The sequence below is a fragment of the Deltaproteobacteria bacterium genome (assembly GCA_016208165.1).
Lineage (GTDB): Bacteria > Desulfobacterota > Desulfarculia > JACQYL01 > JACQYL01 > JACQYL01.
In genome coordinates, this window is sequence record JACQYL010000029.1 from 50,394 (window position 1) to 67,822 (window position 17,429).

The 17,429-nt window shown below is 54.2% G+C and carries 15 protein-coding genes and 1 tRNA gene; 11 read left to right on the forward strand and 5 right to left on the reverse strand.

All coding sequences use genetic code 11. The features are described 5' to 3' along the window. Positions 1–22: 22 nt before the first annotated feature. Complete coding sequence (locus tag HY788_06435; GenBank protein ID MBI4773806.1) at positions 23–1,963, reverse strand: FAD-dependent oxidoreductase; 1,941 nt, start codon at positions 1,961–1,963, stop codon at positions 23–25. 750 nt (positions 1,964–2,713) lie between these two features. Here HY788_06435 and HY788_06440 point away from each other — a divergent pair. From HY788_06440 to gcvH, 3 genes are all read left to right on the forward strand, one after another. Further along, positions 2,714–3,391, forward strand: coding sequence for a GntR family transcriptional regulator (locus tag HY788_06440; protein ID MBI4773807.1), 678 nt, complete (start codon positions 2,714–2,716; stop codon positions 3,389–3,391). Between the two features lie 142 nt (positions 3,392–3,533). Continuing rightward, the gene (locus HY788_06445) at positions 3,534–3,695 is read left to right on the forward strand and encodes a hypothetical protein (protein ID MBI4773808.1); all 162 of its coding nucleotides are present in this window, start codon (positions 3,534–3,536) and stop codon (positions 3,693–3,695) included. Between the two features lie 20 nt (positions 3,696–3,715). Further along, complete coding sequence (gcvH, locus tag HY788_06450; GenBank protein ID MBI4773809.1) at positions 3,716–4,111, forward strand: glycine cleavage system protein GcvH; 396 nt, start codon at positions 3,716–3,718, stop codon at positions 4,109–4,111. A 60-nt stretch (positions 4,112–4,171) separates the two neighbouring features. Here the strand turns inward: gcvH and HY788_06455 are convergent, their stop codons facing one another. Then, a complete protein-coding gene (locus HY788_06455) occupies positions 4,172–5,701 on the reverse strand; it encodes an AMP-binding protein (protein MBI4773810.1) in 1,530 nt (509 codons plus the stop codon). Between the two features lie 367 nt (positions 5,702–6,068). Between HY788_06455 and HY788_06460 the strand changes: the two genes are divergently transcribed. Together HY788_06460 and wrbA are read left to right on the forward strand one after the other, a co-directional pair. Then, positions 6,069–6,500 (forward strand): MarR family transcriptional regulator, encoded by a 432-nt coding sequence (locus tag HY788_06460; GenBank protein ID MBI4773811.1) that lies wholly within the window; start codon positions 6,069–6,071, stop codon positions 6,498–6,500. Positions 6,501–6,683: 183 nt separating this feature from the next. Further along, entirely contained in the window at positions 6,684–7,295 is a 612-nt protein-coding gene (gene wrbA, locus HY788_06465; GenBank protein ID MBI4773812.1) for an NAD(P)H:quinone oxidoreductase, read from the forward strand. Positions 7,296–7,388: 93 nt separating this feature from the next. On the opposite strand, the gene HY788_06470 is transcribed toward wrbA, so the two are convergent. Next, on the reverse strand, positions 7,389–9,746 hold the full coding sequence (locus tag HY788_06470) for a PAS domain S-box protein (GenBank protein ID MBI4773813.1): 2,358 nt from the start codon (positions 9,744–9,746) through the stop codon (positions 7,389–7,391). A gap of 479 nt (positions 9,747–10,225) precedes the next feature. Between HY788_06470 and HY788_06475 the strand changes: the two genes are divergently transcribed. From HY788_06475 to HY788_06485, 3 genes are all read left to right on the forward strand, one after another. Beyond that, a complete protein-coding gene (locus tag HY788_06475; protein ID MBI4773814.1) occupies positions 10,226–10,849 on the forward strand; it encodes a CBS domain-containing protein in 624 nt (207 codons plus the stop codon). A gap of 11 nt (positions 10,850–10,860) precedes the next feature. After that, entirely contained in the window at positions 10,861–11,397 is a 537-nt protein-coding gene (locus HY788_06480; protein ID MBI4773815.1) for an HPP family protein, read from the forward strand. A gap of 655 nt (positions 11,398–12,052) precedes the next feature. Then, on the forward strand, positions 12,053–12,442 hold the full coding sequence (locus HY788_06485; protein ID MBI4773816.1) for a hypothetical protein: 390 nt from the start codon (positions 12,053–12,055) through the stop codon (positions 12,440–12,442). A 547-nt stretch (positions 12,443–12,989) separates the two neighbouring features. Here HY788_06485 and HY788_06490 read toward each other — a convergent pair. Beyond that, positions 12,990–13,067, reverse strand: a tRNA-Asp gene (locus HY788_06490). Between the two features lie 75 nt (positions 13,068–13,142). Next, positions 13,143–14,321, reverse strand: a complete 1,179-nt coding sequence (locus HY788_06495; GenBank protein MBI4773817.1) for a thioredoxin domain-containing protein — start codon at positions 14,319–14,321, stop codon at positions 13,143–13,145. 131 nt (positions 14,322–14,452) lie between these two features. Here HY788_06495 and HY788_06500 point away from each other — a divergent pair, with 131 nt between their 5' ends. From HY788_06500 to HY788_06510, 3 genes are all read left to right on the forward strand, one after another. Further along, complete coding sequence (locus tag HY788_06500) at positions 14,453–16,105, forward strand: phospholipid carrier-dependent glycosyltransferase (protein ID MBI4773818.1); 1,653 nt, start codon at positions 14,453–14,455, stop codon at positions 16,103–16,105. Positions 16,106–16,278: 173 nt separating this feature from the next. Then, positions 16,279–17,151, forward strand: a complete 873-nt coding sequence (locus tag HY788_06505; protein ID MBI4773819.1) for a glycosyltransferase family 2 protein — start codon at positions 16,279–16,281, stop codon at positions 17,149–17,151. Then, the coding region (locus tag HY788_06510; protein ID MBI4773820.1) for a glycosyltransferase family 4 protein at positions 17,148–17,429 on the forward strand (282 nt) is incomplete at its 3' end. The genes HY788_06505 and HY788_06510, both read left to right, overlap by 4 nt.

The window sequence follows — 17,429 nt, forward strand, 5'->3', positions numbered from 1 at the left end:
TGAGCTGTGGCCGAAACGAAAGTTAAATCTTGCGTCCGTAATACGCACCGTCGTCGATGGCATGGTAGATGTCATAGGGTTTGACGCAATCACCGGCAGCGTACACTTCCGGGGCTTTGCCTTTCAGTTTTTCAAACAATGCCGATTTGGGCTTGCGGTTGTAGGCCAGAAGCACCTTGTCGCACGGCAACGTCTGTTTGCCGCCGCCATTCTCGACAACCACCCCGGCATCGGTAATCTCGAGGACCTTGGTTTTCTTCAACACCTTCACCTTGGCATCAGTCAAGAGTCTCTCGAGCATGAACGTACGGGAGTACAGATCCTGTATGTAGATGGGTCGAACGATCTTGTCGCTCTCCTCCACCATGGTGACGTCCTTGCCCTCCCGGGCCAGGGAAACGGCTGTCTCCGCTCCGTAGTTTCCGCCGATGACCACCACCTTCGAGCCCATGGGGACGGATCCCTCCTTACGGAGATAGTCCTCGTTGGTCACCACCTTGGCGGATTTGATTCCGGGAATGTCGGGTATGTATTCTTCCGAGCCCACCGCTACGAGAATGGCGTCCGGTTTCTCCTTGTCCACCAGAGCCTGCGTCACTTCGGTCTCGAGGTGCACGGTCAGCCCTTTCGTCTTTTCCACTTGCACCACGTGATAGTCCACAATGTTTCTAAGGTCGCGCGTGTTCAACCTCGGATGGGAAGACGCCACAAACTGAACCAGTCCGCCCAGTTCGTCGCTCGCTTCATACAGATCCACCTTGTGGCCGCGCTGAGCCAGTGTAATGGCCGATTCCATGCCGGCTACGCCGCCGCCGATAACCATGACTTTCTTGGGCTTAACCGCCGGTTTGAGCTCGTATTCCTTTTCACGGCTGTAATTGGGGTTGACGGCGCAGAGAACGGTCAATTGTCTGAACAGGGTCTCGAGGCACCAGTTGCACGAGATGCATTTGCGGATATCCTCGGGACGCCCCTCGAGAATCTTCTTGGCCATGTGCGGGTCGGCTATGGCCGGACGGCAGACATGGACCAGGTCGGCGCGGCCGCTCGCCACGATTTCCTTGGCCAGTTTGTCGTCCATGATCTTGGCTACGCCCATGACGGGTTTCTTGGTAACGGACTTGATATCCGTGGCCAGGTGAACGCGGGTGCCCCGCTCGGCGTAAACCGGCGGGAAGGAAAACATGGAGGTAAAACCGATGCGTCCGCCGGTGACGTCAAAGCAGTCCACGTACGGGTCCAGACGCTTGGCCATGGTTTTGCCCCACTCTTCGGTATAGCCGGGCTCCCCGAGCCAGTCGCCCAGAAACTCGTGGGCCGCCAGACGCCATATGACAGGAAAATCGGGTCCCACCGCCGCGCGCACTTTCTTAGCAATGGTTTCCGGGAACAGACCGGGGTCCTTACCCCATTTGTCATCCCTCAGATTAGTGTAGGGAGACATAAACTGCTGAATGAGGGTTCCCTGACAACTGTGAATATTGACCGCGTCGAATCCCGCCTCTTTGGCCCTTACCGCGGCGTCCGCATAATATTGCGCCCTCTCCTCCACTTCATCCGTGGGAAGACCTCTCACAGGACCGAATATGCCGCCCTTCTCACTGGGTCCCACCACGGGAAGGCCTGTGATCGCTGAATTACAGATGGCGCCGCCATGGATGAGTTGGATCGAGCAGAGGGTCCCTTCGCGGTGGATGGCGTAGGCCAGCCGCTCGAGGCCGTTGATGCATCTGTCGTCATGGATTCCGATCTCGTTTCGGAAGATGCAGCCTTCCGGGTGGATAAAGGAGGCGCTGCACTGTAGAAGTCCCCAACCTCCTCGAGCCTCTTCTGCAAACCCATTGATTACCCGGTCGTTTATGTAGCCATCTTCGCCGGCGTGGTTCTTTACGGTAGGTGCCAGTACTAAGCGGTTGGGAAGCTTTAACTTCCCGATGTTGATCGGATCGTGTATGGTCGCCATGTTGCCCTCCGTTCTCTAGTCAAGTTAGCAGCAAGTTTGCTTTTCGCTTCTTCCAACAGGCCGAAGGAAGAAGCTGAATTTCCAGGTGTGCCGACCGATGGCGGCACGGTGTAGCCTGGACCGAGGCCCTGACACTCAAAAGGCCCTTAAAGCGAATAAACTGCCCTGAAACGTCGTGTACCTCCTTTCCTGTTAGACCTTTTCGATGATATTACCTTTTCGAGCTATCCAGATTGTTGTGGGACGTGCGCCAACTTACAAAACCACTGCAAAGGAACACGAAAAACGACGGGTTTTATTTGAACGTGGAATTCGTATACAGATTGTATACTGAAATAGGGAAAAACGAATATCCTGTCAAGTCAAAAAACCAGACTCGTCTCCTCCATTATGTAAGAACTCGACATTTCGACCAAAAATTCCTGTGTAATCCCAGAGGCTCTTTCCGTTCCCTTCCCCGAATTGCATGAAGATCCCCGAAGAAGCTCCCGCTTCATCCGTTTCTATACTGCAACGGGTACCGGGTCTCGGAGAGCCTCCGGACCGAGCGGTCCGGGAATGCCGGGCCGCTGCCTGGTTTCTTTTCAAGCGCCAACCCTTTTTGATGGACTGCTTGGATTGAGTCACGGTGGCTGGAACAGCGAGTGGTTTATCTCGCGCATTCTCGGTATACTTATCGAATGCCGATGCGTCGGCCATACTATATTTTTTAGTCCGCTCATTCACCTGGAAGATAAAGGCAAATTGTAAATGGGAAAAGCAGAAGGTCCGACCGCTTCCCGAGCCTACCAGCTTACCAAGGACAAGATCATTCGAAACGAACTTGATCCGAGGCAGAAGCTGAGCGAAATCGAACTGGCCAAGGAACTGGATATCAGCCGGACCCCGGTCCGGGAAGCCTTGATCATGCTGGAAAAGGACGGACTCATAACCCGGTACGAGGGCACCAGAGGATTCTATTTAAAGCAATTCAGCCTGAAAGACATTCAGGATCTGTACGAGTTCCGTGAGATGATCGAGGTCGCGGCAGCGGCTCGCATTATCGAAAACGTGACGGACAGACATATAGGGGAGCTGGCCGCCATTTTGCAAGAAGTTGAAACGATCATAGAAGACGGCCGCCCCGCGGACGCCCTGGTCAAGGCCCTCGATTTCCATATCCACTGCGTCCAGACGTGCACCAACAATCCCTTCATCACCTATGCACTTCGCAATTGTTACGAAAAGCTGACCGTGGTCAGTTGGACCTGCCACGACATCAATGCATGCATCAGTGGCGCAAAAGAGCATCACGAAATACTCGATGCCCTGAGGGCCCGGGACTTGAATAAACTCGTGGAACGCTCCCGCCATCATGTCCATCGCGCTCGGGATCGAATGATGGACACGCTCAAACTGGGGACAAAGAGGCTCTACTTCATGCCCTGACCGGCCTCCGCTTCGCCTTCCGTCTTTTCCGGCAAGAGCTGTCATGTCCGACCCCCTTCTCAGCCTCTTCGAAGTCCCAGCGGTTCCTTCACCCTGTCATCACGCGTGAATCGGCCTGTCCGTTTAAGCTCCGAGTATACCTATGAACGCTCCGGTATTTGTCAAGTATATTCTGTGTATACTGAAGCAGACTATCGTGATTGACATCAACATCGGCGTGCCTTATGGTGGCTTCATCCCGGATCACACGGCCGACCGGCGAAAGCCGCGATCGTTCATCCGGCGGATCATTTTCATCATATGAGGAGGCGCATCATGGGAGATATGAGTGAACTTTCGTTTCCGGACGACGTTCGATACAGCGAAGACCATGCCTGGGTAAGGATCAAGGGCGACGTCGCCGTCATCGGCATAACCGACTACGCACAAAAGCAGCTTGGCGACTTGACCTTCGTGGACCTGCCCGAAGAGGGCGAAGGCTTCGAAAAGGGAGAAGAGTACGGAGCCGTTGAGTCGAGCAAGGCGGCCGTAGACCTGATTATCCCGCTGTCAGGTGAAGTGACGGCCATCAACCAAGCCCTCGATGAAAATCCTCGGCTGGTGAACTCGAGCCCCTACGAAGAGGGATGGATGATCAAAGTCAAGATCGAAGAACCGGAGGACCTGGAAGACCTCATGTCGGCCGAGACGTACGCAAGTATGCTCCAAGGCATGGAATAGTATTGTCCTACTGTGGGAAACTTTAAAAAGTTCCCCTCAGCAGATCCAAATCACATCCGTTCAGGCCTCGAAGAGTTGCCGGACCTGATCCTTCAACACCTTTCCCATGGTGTTCTTGGGAAGTTTATCGATGAATCGAATGTCCTTGGGGCATTTCCAATTGTGTAGATGCTCCTTGCAGTATTCGAAAATGGTGTTCTCGTCCGTGTCCGAGCCGGGTTTGAGCACCACGGCGGCCACCACCTTCTCCCCCCATTTTTCGTCCGGCACGCCGGCAACGGAAGACTCCATTACCCCCGGCGCCCGGTTGATGACGGTTTCGACTTCTTTTGGAGACACGTTCTCACCGCCTGAAATAATGATGTGCTTGATGCGGTCCGTCAGATAATAATAGCCCTCTTCGTCCATGTGACCCAAGTCGCCGGTTCTGAACCAACCCTGTTCGAACGTTTTGGACGTTTCTTCGGGCTTTCTCCAATATTCGGAAATGATACAGGGTCCTTTGAGCCAGATTTCCCCGGTCTCGCCCGTTCCCATGTCTTTGAAACTGTTAGGATCCACAATACGGACTTCGAGATCGGGCAAAGGCCGTCCTATGGAGCCGGGTTTCCGCGCGCCGTGCAGTGGATTCGAGAAATTCATCCCTGTTTCGGACATGCCTTCCCGTTCCACCGGTTCCCGACCCAGCGTTTTCTTTATTCTTTCAAAATCCTTGACCAGCAGCGGCGCGGATCCGGACGCCCACAGCCTGATATGACTAAAGTCAGGCGCATCGTCCCGTACGAAATCCATCAGTACGCTGTACATGGCCGGCACGGCCATGTACACCGTGCACACCTCGCGCCCTTCCCTCTTTTTCAACGTCCCGATGACGGTCTTCGGTGCAAACCGGTCCATCAGTAGGACAGTGGATCCAGCCATCAACGCCGTGTGGAGGGCAAAACACAGGCCGTGCACGTGGAACAGAGGGAGGGCATGGCACAACACGTCCGACTCCACGATTTCCCATACTTGGACGATGTTCCTGGCGTCATGCACGAGATTCCCTTGAGTGAGGACCGCGCCTTTGGGGTTTCCCGTGGTTCCGGACGTGTAGATGATCAGAGCCGGGTCCGCGAGCCGGAGATCGATGGGAGAAACGCTGTCCCGCCGGCTCCGAAAAAAATCCAGCTCCGTATAGGGAATCTCCGTGTCCACTACGACCCTGTTCAAGCGGGGAGCGATTTCCCGGACCAGATCCTGCTGTTCGGGCCCCACTATCACTAGTTTTGGATCCGCATCGGCCAACAGATAGGCCATCTCGGACTTCTTGAATCCAGGATTCAACGGCACGGAAATGGCCCCCAAATCCTGGAGAGCCAGGTGCGCCACCACGAAAAATAGACATTTGGGCATAAAGAAAACCACCCGGTCTCCTTTTCCAACGCCCCACTCCCGAAGCGCACCGGCCATCTGTTCCATCTCCCGGAGCAGTTCAGCGTACGAGAGAACCGTCTCGATTTCGCCGTCCCGCAAACGAACGATGGCCCTTTTCCGCCCTCTTTTCCGGAAAGAATCCTTGAGGGCGTCTCTAAACGTCTCGCCGTCCATGTGTCCACTCCTCTTGTGACGTAATACACGTTTCCCGGTCATTTTGAACCGGGGAAAAGCCCGTATCACTTACCACCATCCGCGCACCAGGCACAATACCTTTATTCATGAGCAGACGTAGGAGGGGTTTCCCCGAACCCCTTCCCAAACTCCCTGCGCGATCGCCCTTCCGGCGGGATGCACTGAATCAGTTCCTTCAACGCTCTCGCGATGGGCCGGAACGCGCGGCGGGACGGCCCAACGCCGCAGGCGAGATCTGGGGGACCACCGGTCCCCCAAGATCTCCCAGCCAACCACCCCTCTTCGCCGCAGACTTTCCCATGCTCAACTATCTTGACATCAAGGTAATACGCTTTAGATTAAGACCATGGAAACAGGACCTCGCATACGATTGGTGCTTTGGAAAGCGGCGAAGGCCATGGAAAAGGCGGACTTGAAGAGCATCGCCGAGACGGGGCTCGGTTTGTCGGACTTCGCCATAATGGAAGCATTGCTGCATAAAGGGCCCTTGGCTGTGAACCGGATCGGGGAAAAGGTGCTGCTCAGCAGCGGATCCATGACCGCGGCTGTCAATCGATTGGAAAGTAAAGGACTTGTCCGGCGCAAGCAGGATCCCATGGACGGCCGGCGCTACGTGGTGGGCTTGACCCCGGCGGGTCGCGGAATGATCGATGAGGCTTACGAGAAACACCGGGAAGATCTGGATAGGATCGCAGATATATTAACGCCGGAAGAACGAACGGAGCTGGTTCGGCTTCTGAAAAAGATCGGTTTTCACGCGGAGCGGCGGGCGGAGTAAAGCGTATCTCCGTAGAATCTTTGAGGACAGACCCATCATCGGGGGCGCGGATGTTTGTTCGAGAGGAACCTTCGGTTTTCAAAAGGCGCCGCTTTTCGCACATGCCGGCAACGAAGAGACGCCGATGAGGGGTAAATCGACACGTGTAGACCGACGTTAAGCAGGTAAAAGGAGGATTCCATCATGAAGGTGCTAATTGTTTTCTATTCGATGTACGGACACGTATACAAAATGGCGCAAGCCATTGCAGAGGGCGCTCGGCAAGTCGAGGGCGCCGAGGTCGTGCTGAAACGGGCGCCCGAAACGCTGCCGCCCGAAGTGCTCGAAAAAATGGGAGCCGTCGAGGCCCAGAAATCGATGTCCCACGTGCCGATTTGCACGGTGCAGGAACTGGCCGAAGCGGACGCCATCCTATTCGGAACGCCGACCCGGTTCGGCAATATGTGCGGGCAGATGCGACAATTCCTGGACGCCACGGGGCAGCTCTGGGCAAAAGGCGCGCTTGTTGGAAAGGTCGGAAGCGTATTTACCAGCAGCAATACGCAGCACGGAGGTCAGGAATCCACCATTCTATCCTTTCATATCACCCTGCTGCACCAGGGATTCATCATTGTCGGGCTGCCCTATACGTTCCAGGGGCAGATGCGCATGGATGAAATTACGGGAGGGTCTCCGTACGGCGCTTCCACCATTGCCGGGGGATCCGGTGAGAGGATGCCGAGCGAGAATGAGTTGGACGCCGCCCGCTATCAGGGCCGGCACGTGGCAACCATTGCTTCGAAACTGGTTGCGTAATGCTTCAAAGGGGGGACGCATGTTTATCGCGGCGTTCCCCTTTCCTCACGAGACGACCCTTTTTTACTCTGTTTTCGCCTCAGGCGGCAGATTCTAGTGCGATAGAATTTGCCTGATGGCGCCAATCATCTCTTCCTGTTTGAAGGGTTTTGGAATAAAGCCGGCCGCCCCCTCCAGACCGTTCATATCGTATTCATGTTGTATATACCCACTGCTGATCAGCACTTTGAGTTTCGGGTCGATCTTTAGAAGCTCGTCGAGGCACTTTCTTCCTCCAATGCCGGGCATGCCGAGATCAAGGATGACCAATTTGATCCGGCTCTTGTTTTTCCTGAAAACATCCAAGGCTTCTTCTCCGCTGCCGGCGGCAACGACCGGGTAACCGTTGATTTCCAAGATCCTCCCGCTGATGCTCCTGATGTCGTCTTCGTCGTCAACGATCAGTATGGTTTCGCGTCCTCCCCCCGAGGAACGTTGGGGCTCGTGATTGCTCGAGCTCGCCGACGCGGCCGCGGGTTGGAGGGCAGGTAGATACACGTAAAACGTGGCGCCTTGATGGAGCCTGCTCGAGCAGAAAACATGACCGCCATGGTTCGTTACGATTCCATACACCGCGGACAGGCCCAGCCCCGTGCCAGCCCCGATCTCTTTCGTGGTGAAGAACGGATCGAAGATGTTCATCAACGTCTTCTCGTCCATTCCATGGCCCGTGTCCGACACCTTTATTCTCACAAAATCGCCGGAGAAAGGTTCGCCACAGAAATTACATGTCTCGTCGGTCACAGTTACGTTTTGGGTATCTATCGTAACTCGTCCTTCGCCGTCTATGGCGTCGGCGGCGTTACTGACAAGATTCATGATCACCTGTTCGAGCTGCTGCGCGTCTCCTTCCACGGCCTTCAGGTCCCCAGCCAACGCCAATTCAATATGGATCATTTTCGGGATGGTCCTTTCCAGAATCGTAGTGGCTTCCTGGACGCAACCATTCAGATCCAATACTCTCTTATCCGTTTCACCCCTTCTGCTGAACGCCAGAATTTGTCTGACGAGCGTCTTAGCCCGCCCGGCAGCCTGAACGATTCCGTGCAGGTCCTTCCTGGCAGGGTGGTCGTCCGGCAACTGGGTTCCCGCCAGTTGCGCGTACCCCAGAACCGCTCCCAAGATGTTATTGAAATCGTGGGCAATGCCTCCGGCAAGCGTTCCGATGGCCTCCATCTTCTGGGACTGACGAAGCTGATCTTCCAGTTCTTTTTGCGCGGAGACGTCTCTGAGGATATTCAAAGTAGCCGGCCGGTTTTCCCACGTTATGAGAGCGGTGTTCAGTTGAACCCATCGGATTTGGCCGTTTTTTCGCACGATTCTGAATGAATACGTTGATGGAAACTCCTCGCCGTTCAGCCTTCTCCTATGCCTGTCGAGCACCATCTCCCTGTCGTCGAGGTGGATAATCTCTAAAAAGGAAACCGTTTTCAGGTCAAGTTCCGAATAACCGGAAAGATCCAGTGTTCTCGGATTTGAAAAACGAAGACACCCATCCTGAGCGATAAAAATGGCGTCACTGGAATTCTCGACCAGCGCCCGATACTTCGCTTCACTCTCCCGAAGCGCTTCTTCGGCCTGTTTATGCGCCGTAATGTCAATGAGCGTTATAAAATCCGCCGACTTTCCCTCCCACAGTACGGGCTTGGAATATTGTTCCACCCATTTCTCTTCTCCGGACGTTGTCAACAGCTTGTACGTATAATGGACAATAATTTCTTCTGATTCGCCTGCCATTTTCTTCCGAGCCTGGCTCATGACAAAATCGCGAAAGTCCGGGTGTATATGCTTTGTGAGGTCATCGATGCTCATGGAAAATAGCTCTTCTCTCGAATACCCTATCAAATTAAGAAACGCTTCGTTGGCGTATTTGAACCCGTCCTCCTGAAGAATAGCAATACTTAGTATGGCCTGTTCGGAGAGTAATCTAAATTTTTCTTCGCTTTCTTTTAAGGATAGTTCTACTCTCTTCCGTTCACTTACATTGCGAGCTATAGTCTGTATGAACATATTGCCGTAATCAATGATTACGCAATTACTAGACTCAATGTCTATTTGGGTTCCATCCTGCATTCTAAGCTTTGATTCAAAGGTAATAGAGTCACCACTCACGATACGTGAGTGATACCTTTCATAATTTGGCAGGTCTGATTCTTCATACAAATCCGATACTCGCATGGACAGCAGCTCATGCTCCGGATATCCGGTCAAATCGCAAGCGGCCGCATTCACATACACAAGACGCATATCTCTGTCGCTGACAAAAATCCCGTCTCGAGACCCTTGAAAGATGTTCCTATACCAAGCGATAGTCTTGGAAAATCCCTCCTCGATAGACCTGCATCCCGCGGCTTTCAGCTCCAGTTCCACAGCTCGCTGCTCTAATTCATGATAACTTAATTTATTGGACATCTCTTTATCCATGGTTGGAGAACGTTTCCGGATTGAAATCGCATGGGAGACCTCGGCTACTATTTGCCCGAATAGGCCGATTTTTGCTTTTCCAGACCCCGGCTTCCTTGTTCAAATCCGTACAACGCCGGCCAAAAGCGTCCATGACGAGTCGAATCCTTTTCCGCGGCCCCGACACCTCGAAGAGCAGGCCCGGCCGGCTGAAGTCTCCCCGTCACGCGGATGAGTCACCGCGATTGTGACGGCTTCCGAACGCAACCGACCGTCACTGACGAATAGTTCAGAAGCAAGTTTCATTCCAAAGAAAAGGAAGGGCCTCGGATAGAGATCGGCGCTTTTGAAAATCCAGTGCGGGCACAGCGGGTCGGAGCCCCAAGTTTCTACAATCTTCATCGGCTCGAAAAGAAGTTGACTTAAGTCAATGAAGAGAAGAACCCGATAGCGTATGCTCGTCGAAACCACACTCAGGAGAAACCCCGATGAACGGAATTTCCGGTCAAAACGGCTCGCGAACATCCGCGAACGAAGTCTGTGCGCCGCTTGATCTGTCGGACGAAGATATTTACGACGCCATGAAGTCGATTCCGGGATACCTGGATATTACAGCGGGTGACTTCAAGGAACTGTATCGAGCTGCGTACCGGCACGCCCTGCAGCGCATCCGAACGCGCCTGAAGGCCGGCGACGTGATGACGCGCAAGGTCATATCGGTAAAGCTCGATACGTCTTTGGAGGAAGCGGCCGCGGTCATGGCGCAGCACAACGTCTCCGGCGTGCCGGTTTTGGACCATCACGGCCGAGTGGCCGGCATCATTTCCGAACACGACTTCCTGGAGCGGATGTCCCGAGGTGAAACCAGGAGTTTCATGGGCGTACTGGCCGATTGCATCTCATCCAAAGGCTGTGCGGTCTTGACCATCAAAGGGAGGACCGCTGCCGACATTATGAGCTCGCCCCCAATCAGCGTTTGGGAGGATACGCCCGTATCCGAAATCGCATCCCTGCTAACGGAAAAACGGATCCATCGGGCGCCGGTGGCTGACAGGGAGGGCTTTGTGAGGGGGATGATCACGCGTACCGACCTCTTGAAGGCGTCTTACTAACGAGGGTTCTCATGGAGTATTTCAGTAAAATGAAAGGAACCACCACGAGTCCGCCAAGAGTGCGAATCTCTGAAATCCTGTGGTCGTGGGCGGGTGCATTTTTGGGAATTGCCGCCGTAGCCTATTCCAACTACCGGCTCGTCGACGGCATGGGGCTGGTGATGATTATCGGTTCTTTTGGCGCCTCTGCGGTGCTGATCTACGGCGCGATAAAAAGTCCCCTGGCCCAACCCCGGAATCTGATTGGAGGACACGTACTTTCCGCCCTAGTAGGTGTGGCCTGCTACCAGGTATTCCAGCCGCACGTATGGCTTGCCGGTTCCGTGGCCGTGGCCACCGCCATCGCGTGTATGCACGCCACCAAAACCCTGCATCCTCCAGGAGGCGCCACGGCGCTTATCGCAGTGATTGGAGGTCCCCAGATTCACGCTCTGGGCTATCTTTATGTCCTGATCCCCGTTTTCTCGGGCGCCGCGATCATGTTGGCCATCGCTCTGGCCATAAACAATATCCCAAAGGACCGTCGCTATCCGGAGTTCTGGATATAGCGGTCTCTTCTTGCCTATAACCCGGAATCGAACTGGAGCGTCCGCCCTCTTTGAATCACCAATTCCTCGGCAACGGGTAAAGGCTCGTCCATTCCATAACGATGTTGAAGGCAATGCCTCCGAGTTTGATCTCTCGGCTCTGTCCGCTCGTGACGGTAATCCTGCCGGGCTTGGTCACCGTGGGGGCGCCGTAGTTGGGCGTAGAAAAAAATAATCGACTTCGTACTCGCCGGCCGGCAGAGGATGGGAAGACTCGGCGGGCAGTCTTTCGGTTTCCTTCACGTTCTTACCGTCTGACGAAGGGTGAAAGCGGGATACCTGAAAGTACGGTAAAGAAATGGTATTATGCTGATAATGGGTCCTGTTTTGGACCAAGAAAAACATCAACATGTTAATGAAATAAAAACGTCTACGGACGAGATTTTTGCTTGAAATAGCAGCCTTGCTAAAATGGGTTAAATCCGACCAGGTGAAGGCGCAACACGCGGCCGTGTCGTTTTCTTGTAAACCTTGCATGCGATCTACTGATCTTACCAAGTGTAGGACATTCGTTATACGAACCGCTTGACAGAGAGGGGCGATAAGGTGCAATGATGTCAGTTGGCATCATACTGTAAATGGACCATTTAAGGGTCCGAAGATGCGGAGGGAATTTATGGGAGCATCTTCATCGCAGGGCAGCATGTATAACGTCCTGATTCAGCACGAAGATAATATATATACGGCGCATTGCCTTGAATTGGATATCGTGACCGAAGCGCCGACGCTCGATCAGGTTAAGTTGGACATTGTCGATCTGATCCGATCAGCTATTGAATACGCTTTCCGGCATGACAATCTGGATCATCTGTTCCGGGCCGCTCCGCTAGAAATTTGGGAAGAGTTCTACCGCTGTCTCCGTGAAGATCCCTCTTCGGAGAGGGAAGAAATAAAAATAGAGATCCCGAGTGCCCAACAGACTGAGGAAAACACCGTACCGCACTTCATACCACCCTGGGTAATTACGAACGTCTGCAGGACGACACGTAGTACTCATGTCGCATGAGGCGAACCTCACATACCGACAACTACTCAAGCGTCTTCGTCGCTACGGCGTTATAGCCATGGATGAGAAGCGCGGACGTGGGTCCGAGCGCATCCTTGTCTTACCGGACTCGCCGGGTTCCGACAAAGGGCCGCAGTATCCGATTAAGTACCATGGAGAAGGTACACCGCTCGGTAAGGGAACAATAAGGGCCGTTCTAAGGCGTTTTGGTATTGATCCCAAGGGATTCTGGCAACAGAAGAAATAAGCCCCAGAGCTGGGCGGTTTTCGGGGCTTCTACTCTTTGTTGAACCTCCCACACGTCCGCATCCAACCCGTAGTACAAGATCACTGAATTCAATCTGATAGAACACTTCCGAGCCGTCTCTTTCTCCAAAATCAACACAATCAATCAGGGTGTTGGACCGGGTCCAAAATGGGGCTGGTTTTTGAGCATGCGAACGGCAAACTTAGAGGAAAATCCCCCGGTGTGTTGGGGATGCTGTTGGGGAAACTCAATAGGTCAAACAAAAAGGACCTACAATTCCTTGTAAGTCCTTGATGTGTCTGGCGGGGACGACGAGGCTCGAACTCGCGACCTCCGGCGTGACAGGCCGGCGTTCTAACCAAACTGAACTACGTCCCCGTAAAGAAGCTACTGTTTAACTCAGATCAAACCACTTGTCAACAGATTTTGATGGAGCCGATCGGTTTTTGAGCGTCAAAAACTTCCCAACCGATCCAGGATAATTTCCTCCGGAATCTTTCCCATGTACACCCGGCCTTCGACCACAAAACCGGGCGTGGCCGTGATACCCAGACGGTTTCCCAACGCCGCGCTTTCGAAGAGCAATTTCCGGATATCCGGATCCTCGAGCTGTGTTTTGAGTTGGTCGTAATCGGCGTCGACCATGGAAGCCAGCTCTTTCAAGGTCAATTCGCCGCCGTCCCACCGCCGCTCAAACAAGGCGTCGTGCATTTCCCAAAATTTCCCCTGCCTCAGGCCCGCCAGGGTCCAGAACGCCAGATCGCAGCTCCCCTCGTGCTGCGTCTCTTCCACTCTAGGATTGCAGTTCTTATCCAATGGGAACGGATAGTAGACGATCTTGATGGCCCCTTTGTGTCTGTAGAGCAGGTCTTTCAAGAGAAAATGGGCCTTGCGGCAATAGAAACACTGATAATCCGTGAATTCGAGAATGGTCAGCCTGGCGTTTTTGGCCCCGATCCATGGGCGTCCCTCTTCCGTGACCCCGTGCTCCAAATCGGAAGAAGGCGCCGTGGGCGGCATTTTCCAATAGGAAGGGAAAAAGGCGATCATAACTACGGAAAGGAGCGCCAGAGAGCCGAACGCAGGACCTGTCAGGCGTAGACGCTGGATGAGGAACCGAACGTCGTCTCCTATTCCGGGCCGGATTTTCACGCGGCGCTTCGATCGCACGGACATGGTAAAGAAGAACAGCAACAGGTTGAGCCCATAGGTGAACATGCAGATCACGCATTTGGATTTGATCAGCAAGGCGGACACGGCGCCCAGAACCAGGCTCACCAAAACAAACAGGGCCGAAATGAAGTAGACCAGAATCCATAGACGCCGGCCGCTGTGATCTTCCCTCAGCCCCAAGAAGGAGAGGAAAAGCATCAGGGCGTATCCCAATATGCCCCACACGGCCACCGGCACGCCGAGAAACACGGAGTAAGGACTCTGGGCCACGGTGTCGCAGTTGACGGTCTTGCTATAGGCGCAAAAACTCGAGTAGCCGATTTTGGTGTGCACCGCATAGTGCAGATACGCCAGATAGCCGGAGGCGACCAGTCCGGCTAAAGCAATGGCGATGACACCCAGCCAGGGTAAGGGTGAATAGTCCCATCTCGGGGTTTCCGTTCGATATACGTTCATCATGTGCGCCCGGTCATCCAAGCCATTCATGAATATACAAACAACGAACCTGCGTTGACTTCGTCTCCGCGGAAGTGCTTTAATGGCGGATCAAAGACGATTATGACTCAAGATCCCACAACTGTTTAACATATATGGCCGCCAAAGTCCCGACAAACTACCCGATCCAGAACCGCTGGTTGAAGCCGGTCACCGTCGCGCTGTTGGCGGCGCTCGTTCTGGCGGTGGCAGTGCTGGCGTCCACTCCTCCAACATCGAGGGACGCGCTGATCCACCATCTAGCGGTGCCCAAACTCTATCTGGAACAGGGCGGCATGGTCGAGATTCCGTCATTGCCCTTCTCGTACTATCCCTCGAATCTGGGACTCCTGTACTGGGCATCTCTGGCGCTGGGCAGCGACATCGCGGCCAAGTACATTCATTTCACCTTCGCCCTGCTCACGGCAGGTATCGTTTTTGCCTACCTCAGAAACCGGGCCGGAACGTTTTACGGGTTGCTGGGTGCGCTGATTCTGTTGAGCACTCCGGTGGTCATCCGACTTTCCACCATGGTGTATGTGGACCTGGGCCTGCTCTTCTTTTCTTCGGCGTCGTTGCTCGCCTTGTTCCAGTGGAGAAGGTCCCGATACAAGGTCAAGTGGCTCCTCATGGCCGCTGTGGCGTGCGGTCTGGCTCTGGGGACCAAATACAACGCGCTCATCAGCCTCCTGCTGCTGGCCTTTATGACCGGGATCCTATATGTCCGGGACCCGGAACACCGCCGAAAACGAATCGTTGGAAGCTTGGCCTTTATGAGCCTGTTCTGCGGAGTAACCCTGTTGGTGTTCTCTCCCTGGATGATACGCAACTACAGGTGGACCGGCAATCCCGTGTATCCGCTGTACCAGAAATTCTTCTCGACCCAAACGCCTTCGCGGGCGGCTTCGGAATCCCTATCTTTCGGCCCGTTGGCGTTTCGGGCTCTTGTTTACGGCGAGAGGGACTGGCAAATCGCCCTTTTGCCGTTCCGCATTTTTTTCCAGGGAAAGGACGACGATCCCCGGTACTTTGACGCGCGTCTGAACCCCATGCTTCTGCTTTTGCTGCCCTTCGCGTTTCTCAAGCCAAGATCCGCTTCCGACCCGTGGAAGCTCGAAAAATGGATGATGCTCGGTTTCGCCGGGCTGTTCATACTGATGGCTATGTGCACCCAGAGCGTGCGCATACGGTACTTTCTCCCGGCATTGACGCCGTTGGCGCTCCTCACGGTCTTCGGTGTCCAAAGCCTGGCCGACCGATTCAGCCGGCGGGACGCCCGTCTGGTTTTGGGAGTATCGGTGGGATTCTTTTTGACGTTAAATCTTTACTACCTCATGGATTTGTATCAACGAGTGGAACCGCTCCGATATCTTAGCGGAGCACTCAGCCGTTCGGAATATCTGAACGCCAAACTGCCTACGTACGCTCCGTTGGAGTTCATCAACCGGCATCTGCCGGACAACGCCTCCGTATTTTTCATCCTGGTGGGCAATCAGGGATACTATTGCGATCGAGCCTACGGTTATGACCATCCCCCCAGCGGAGCGACTCTCCACAATGTATTGAAGCTTGCGAGCAGTCCTCGAGACGTTAACGACCTGTTCAAGCAAAAGGGATATTCCCATATTCTGGTCAGCGAGCCCAGATTGATGAGATGGGCCGACACCAACTTCACCGAAGCGGAAAAGCAGCTCATGTTCGGCTTTTTCAGGGAAGCGGCGCATCGGATCTATTTCAAGAACGGTTTTGGAATCTACGAACTGACCTGAGCAGCCGTTTTCACTTACTCGAAGGTTTTTGAAAACCCCGGCCGCTTCGCCCCCCAGGGTGCGACAGCGCATGCCGGCTTTGAAGTATATCCGATGAAAACCCGCGAGAGGCGGATTTCCATCCGTTGAAATCGAACAGAGGCCTCGGCCCAACAGGGAACGGTGAATTCGAAATGAATCCAGATTCCATATCCTTCGTCATTCCGGCGTACAATGAGGGAGAAAAAATCGGACAGATCGTCCATACTCTTCGAGACCTGTACCCCAAATCGGAAATCATCGTGGTGGACGACGGCTCGCAGGACGATACGGGGAAGAGAGCAAAGGAAGCCGGAGCCCATGTCATCACCCATCCCTATAACATCGGTAACGGGGCCGCCGTAAAAACCGGGATCCGAAGGGCCACGGGAGAAGTACTCGTGTTCCTCGACGCCGACGGCCAGCATCGTCCCGAGGACGTGGGGCGCCTACTGGAGTATATGCCCCGGTACGACATGGTCGTGGGAGCCCGCCGGTCGCAGCACAGGTCTTCGTGGGTGCGCAGTCTGGCCAACAAGGCCTATAACCTCCTGGCTTCGTATGTGACCAAATACCGCATCGAAGATCTGACCTCCGGATTCCGGGTCGTCAAGGCGTCGGCTGTTTACCGCTTTCTGTACCTGCTCCCCAACACCTATTCGTACCCTTCAACCATCACCATTGCCTTGATTCGGAGCGGACGGAGCGTCAAGTACGTTCCCATCGAGGCAACGCCTCGCCGGGTCGGCAGCAGCAATATCCGCCTCGTTCGGGACGGCCTTCGATTCTTTCTCATTATCCTCAGAATCTGTACGCTCTTCTCCCCACTGCGGGTGTTCCTCCCCGTGAGCGCCGCTCTGTTTCTCACCGGGCTCTCCTACTATGGATATACCTTTTTCCTTTATCATCGATTTACCAACATGAGCGCGTTGCTGCTCTCCACCTCTCTTCTCATTTTCATGCTGGGACTGATCTCGGAACAGATCTGCCAGATGCGGTTCGAACGAAGCGAGTCCTCCCGAAGATGAATGGCCCTTCAGCAAAGGCTCCCCTCTACCGTGTGCTCATGCTCACATCCACGTTTCCCGAACGTCCGGGCGACGCGGTGCCCGCCTTTGTCTATGACCTTTCCCGGACTCTTGCCAAATACGACGACCTGGCCGTTCACGTGCTGACTCCTCATGTTCCGGGAGCCCGTATCCGCGAGCACAGGGATGGAATTTCCATTGTCAGGTACCGCTATTTCAGTCCCGAGCGGCTCGAACTGCTATGCCATGGAAGCGGTATTCTCCCTAATTTGTCCCGA

Coding starts and splice junctions, on each gene's coding strand:
- HY788_06435 (MBI4773806.1), bottom strand. CDS start 1,963: ATGGCGACCATACACGATCCGATCAACATCGGGAAGTTAAAGCTTCCC.
- HY788_06440 (MBI4773807.1), top strand. CDS start 2,714: ATGGGAAAAGCAGAAGGTCCGACCGCTTCCCGAGCCTACCAGCTTACC.
- HY788_06445 (MBI4773808.1), top strand. CDS start 3,534: ATGAACGCTCCGGTATTTGTCAAGTATATTCTGTGTATACTGAAGCAG.
- gcvH (MBI4773809.1), top strand. CDS start 3,716: ATGAGTGAACTTTCGTTTCCGGACGACGTTCGATACAGCGAAGACCAT.
- HY788_06455 (MBI4773810.1), bottom strand. CDS start 5,701: ATGGACGGCGAGACGTTTAGAGACGCCCTCAAGGATTCTTTCCGGAAA.
- HY788_06460 (MBI4773811.1), top strand. CDS start 6,069: ATGGAAACAGGACCTCGCATACGATTGGTGCTTTGGAAAGCGGCGAAG.
- wrbA (MBI4773812.1), top strand. CDS start 6,684: ATGAAGGTGCTAATTGTTTTCTATTCGATGTACGGACACGTATACAAA.
- HY788_06470 (MBI4773813.1), bottom strand. CDS start 9,746: ATGTCCAATAAATTAAGTTATCATGAATTAGAGCAGCGAGCTGTGGAA.
- HY788_06475 (MBI4773814.1), top strand. CDS start 10,226: ATGAACGGAATTTCCGGTCAAAACGGCTCGCGAACATCCGCGAACGAA.
- HY788_06480 (MBI4773815.1), top strand. CDS start 10,861: ATGGAGTATTTCAGTAAAATGAAAGGAACCACCACGAGTCCGCCAAGA.
- HY788_06485 (MBI4773816.1), top strand. CDS start 12,053: ATGGGAGCATCTTCATCGCAGGGCAGCATGTATAACGTCCTGATTCAG.
- HY788_06495 (MBI4773817.1), bottom strand. CDS start 14,321: ATGATGAACGTATATCGAACGGAAACCCCGAGATGGGACTATTCACCC.
- HY788_06500 (MBI4773818.1), top strand. CDS start 14,453: ATGGCCGCCAAAGTCCCGACAAACTACCCGATCCAGAACCGCTGGTTG.
- HY788_06505 (MBI4773819.1), top strand. CDS start 16,279: ATGAATCCAGATTCCATATCCTTCGTCATTCCGGCGTACAATGAGGGA.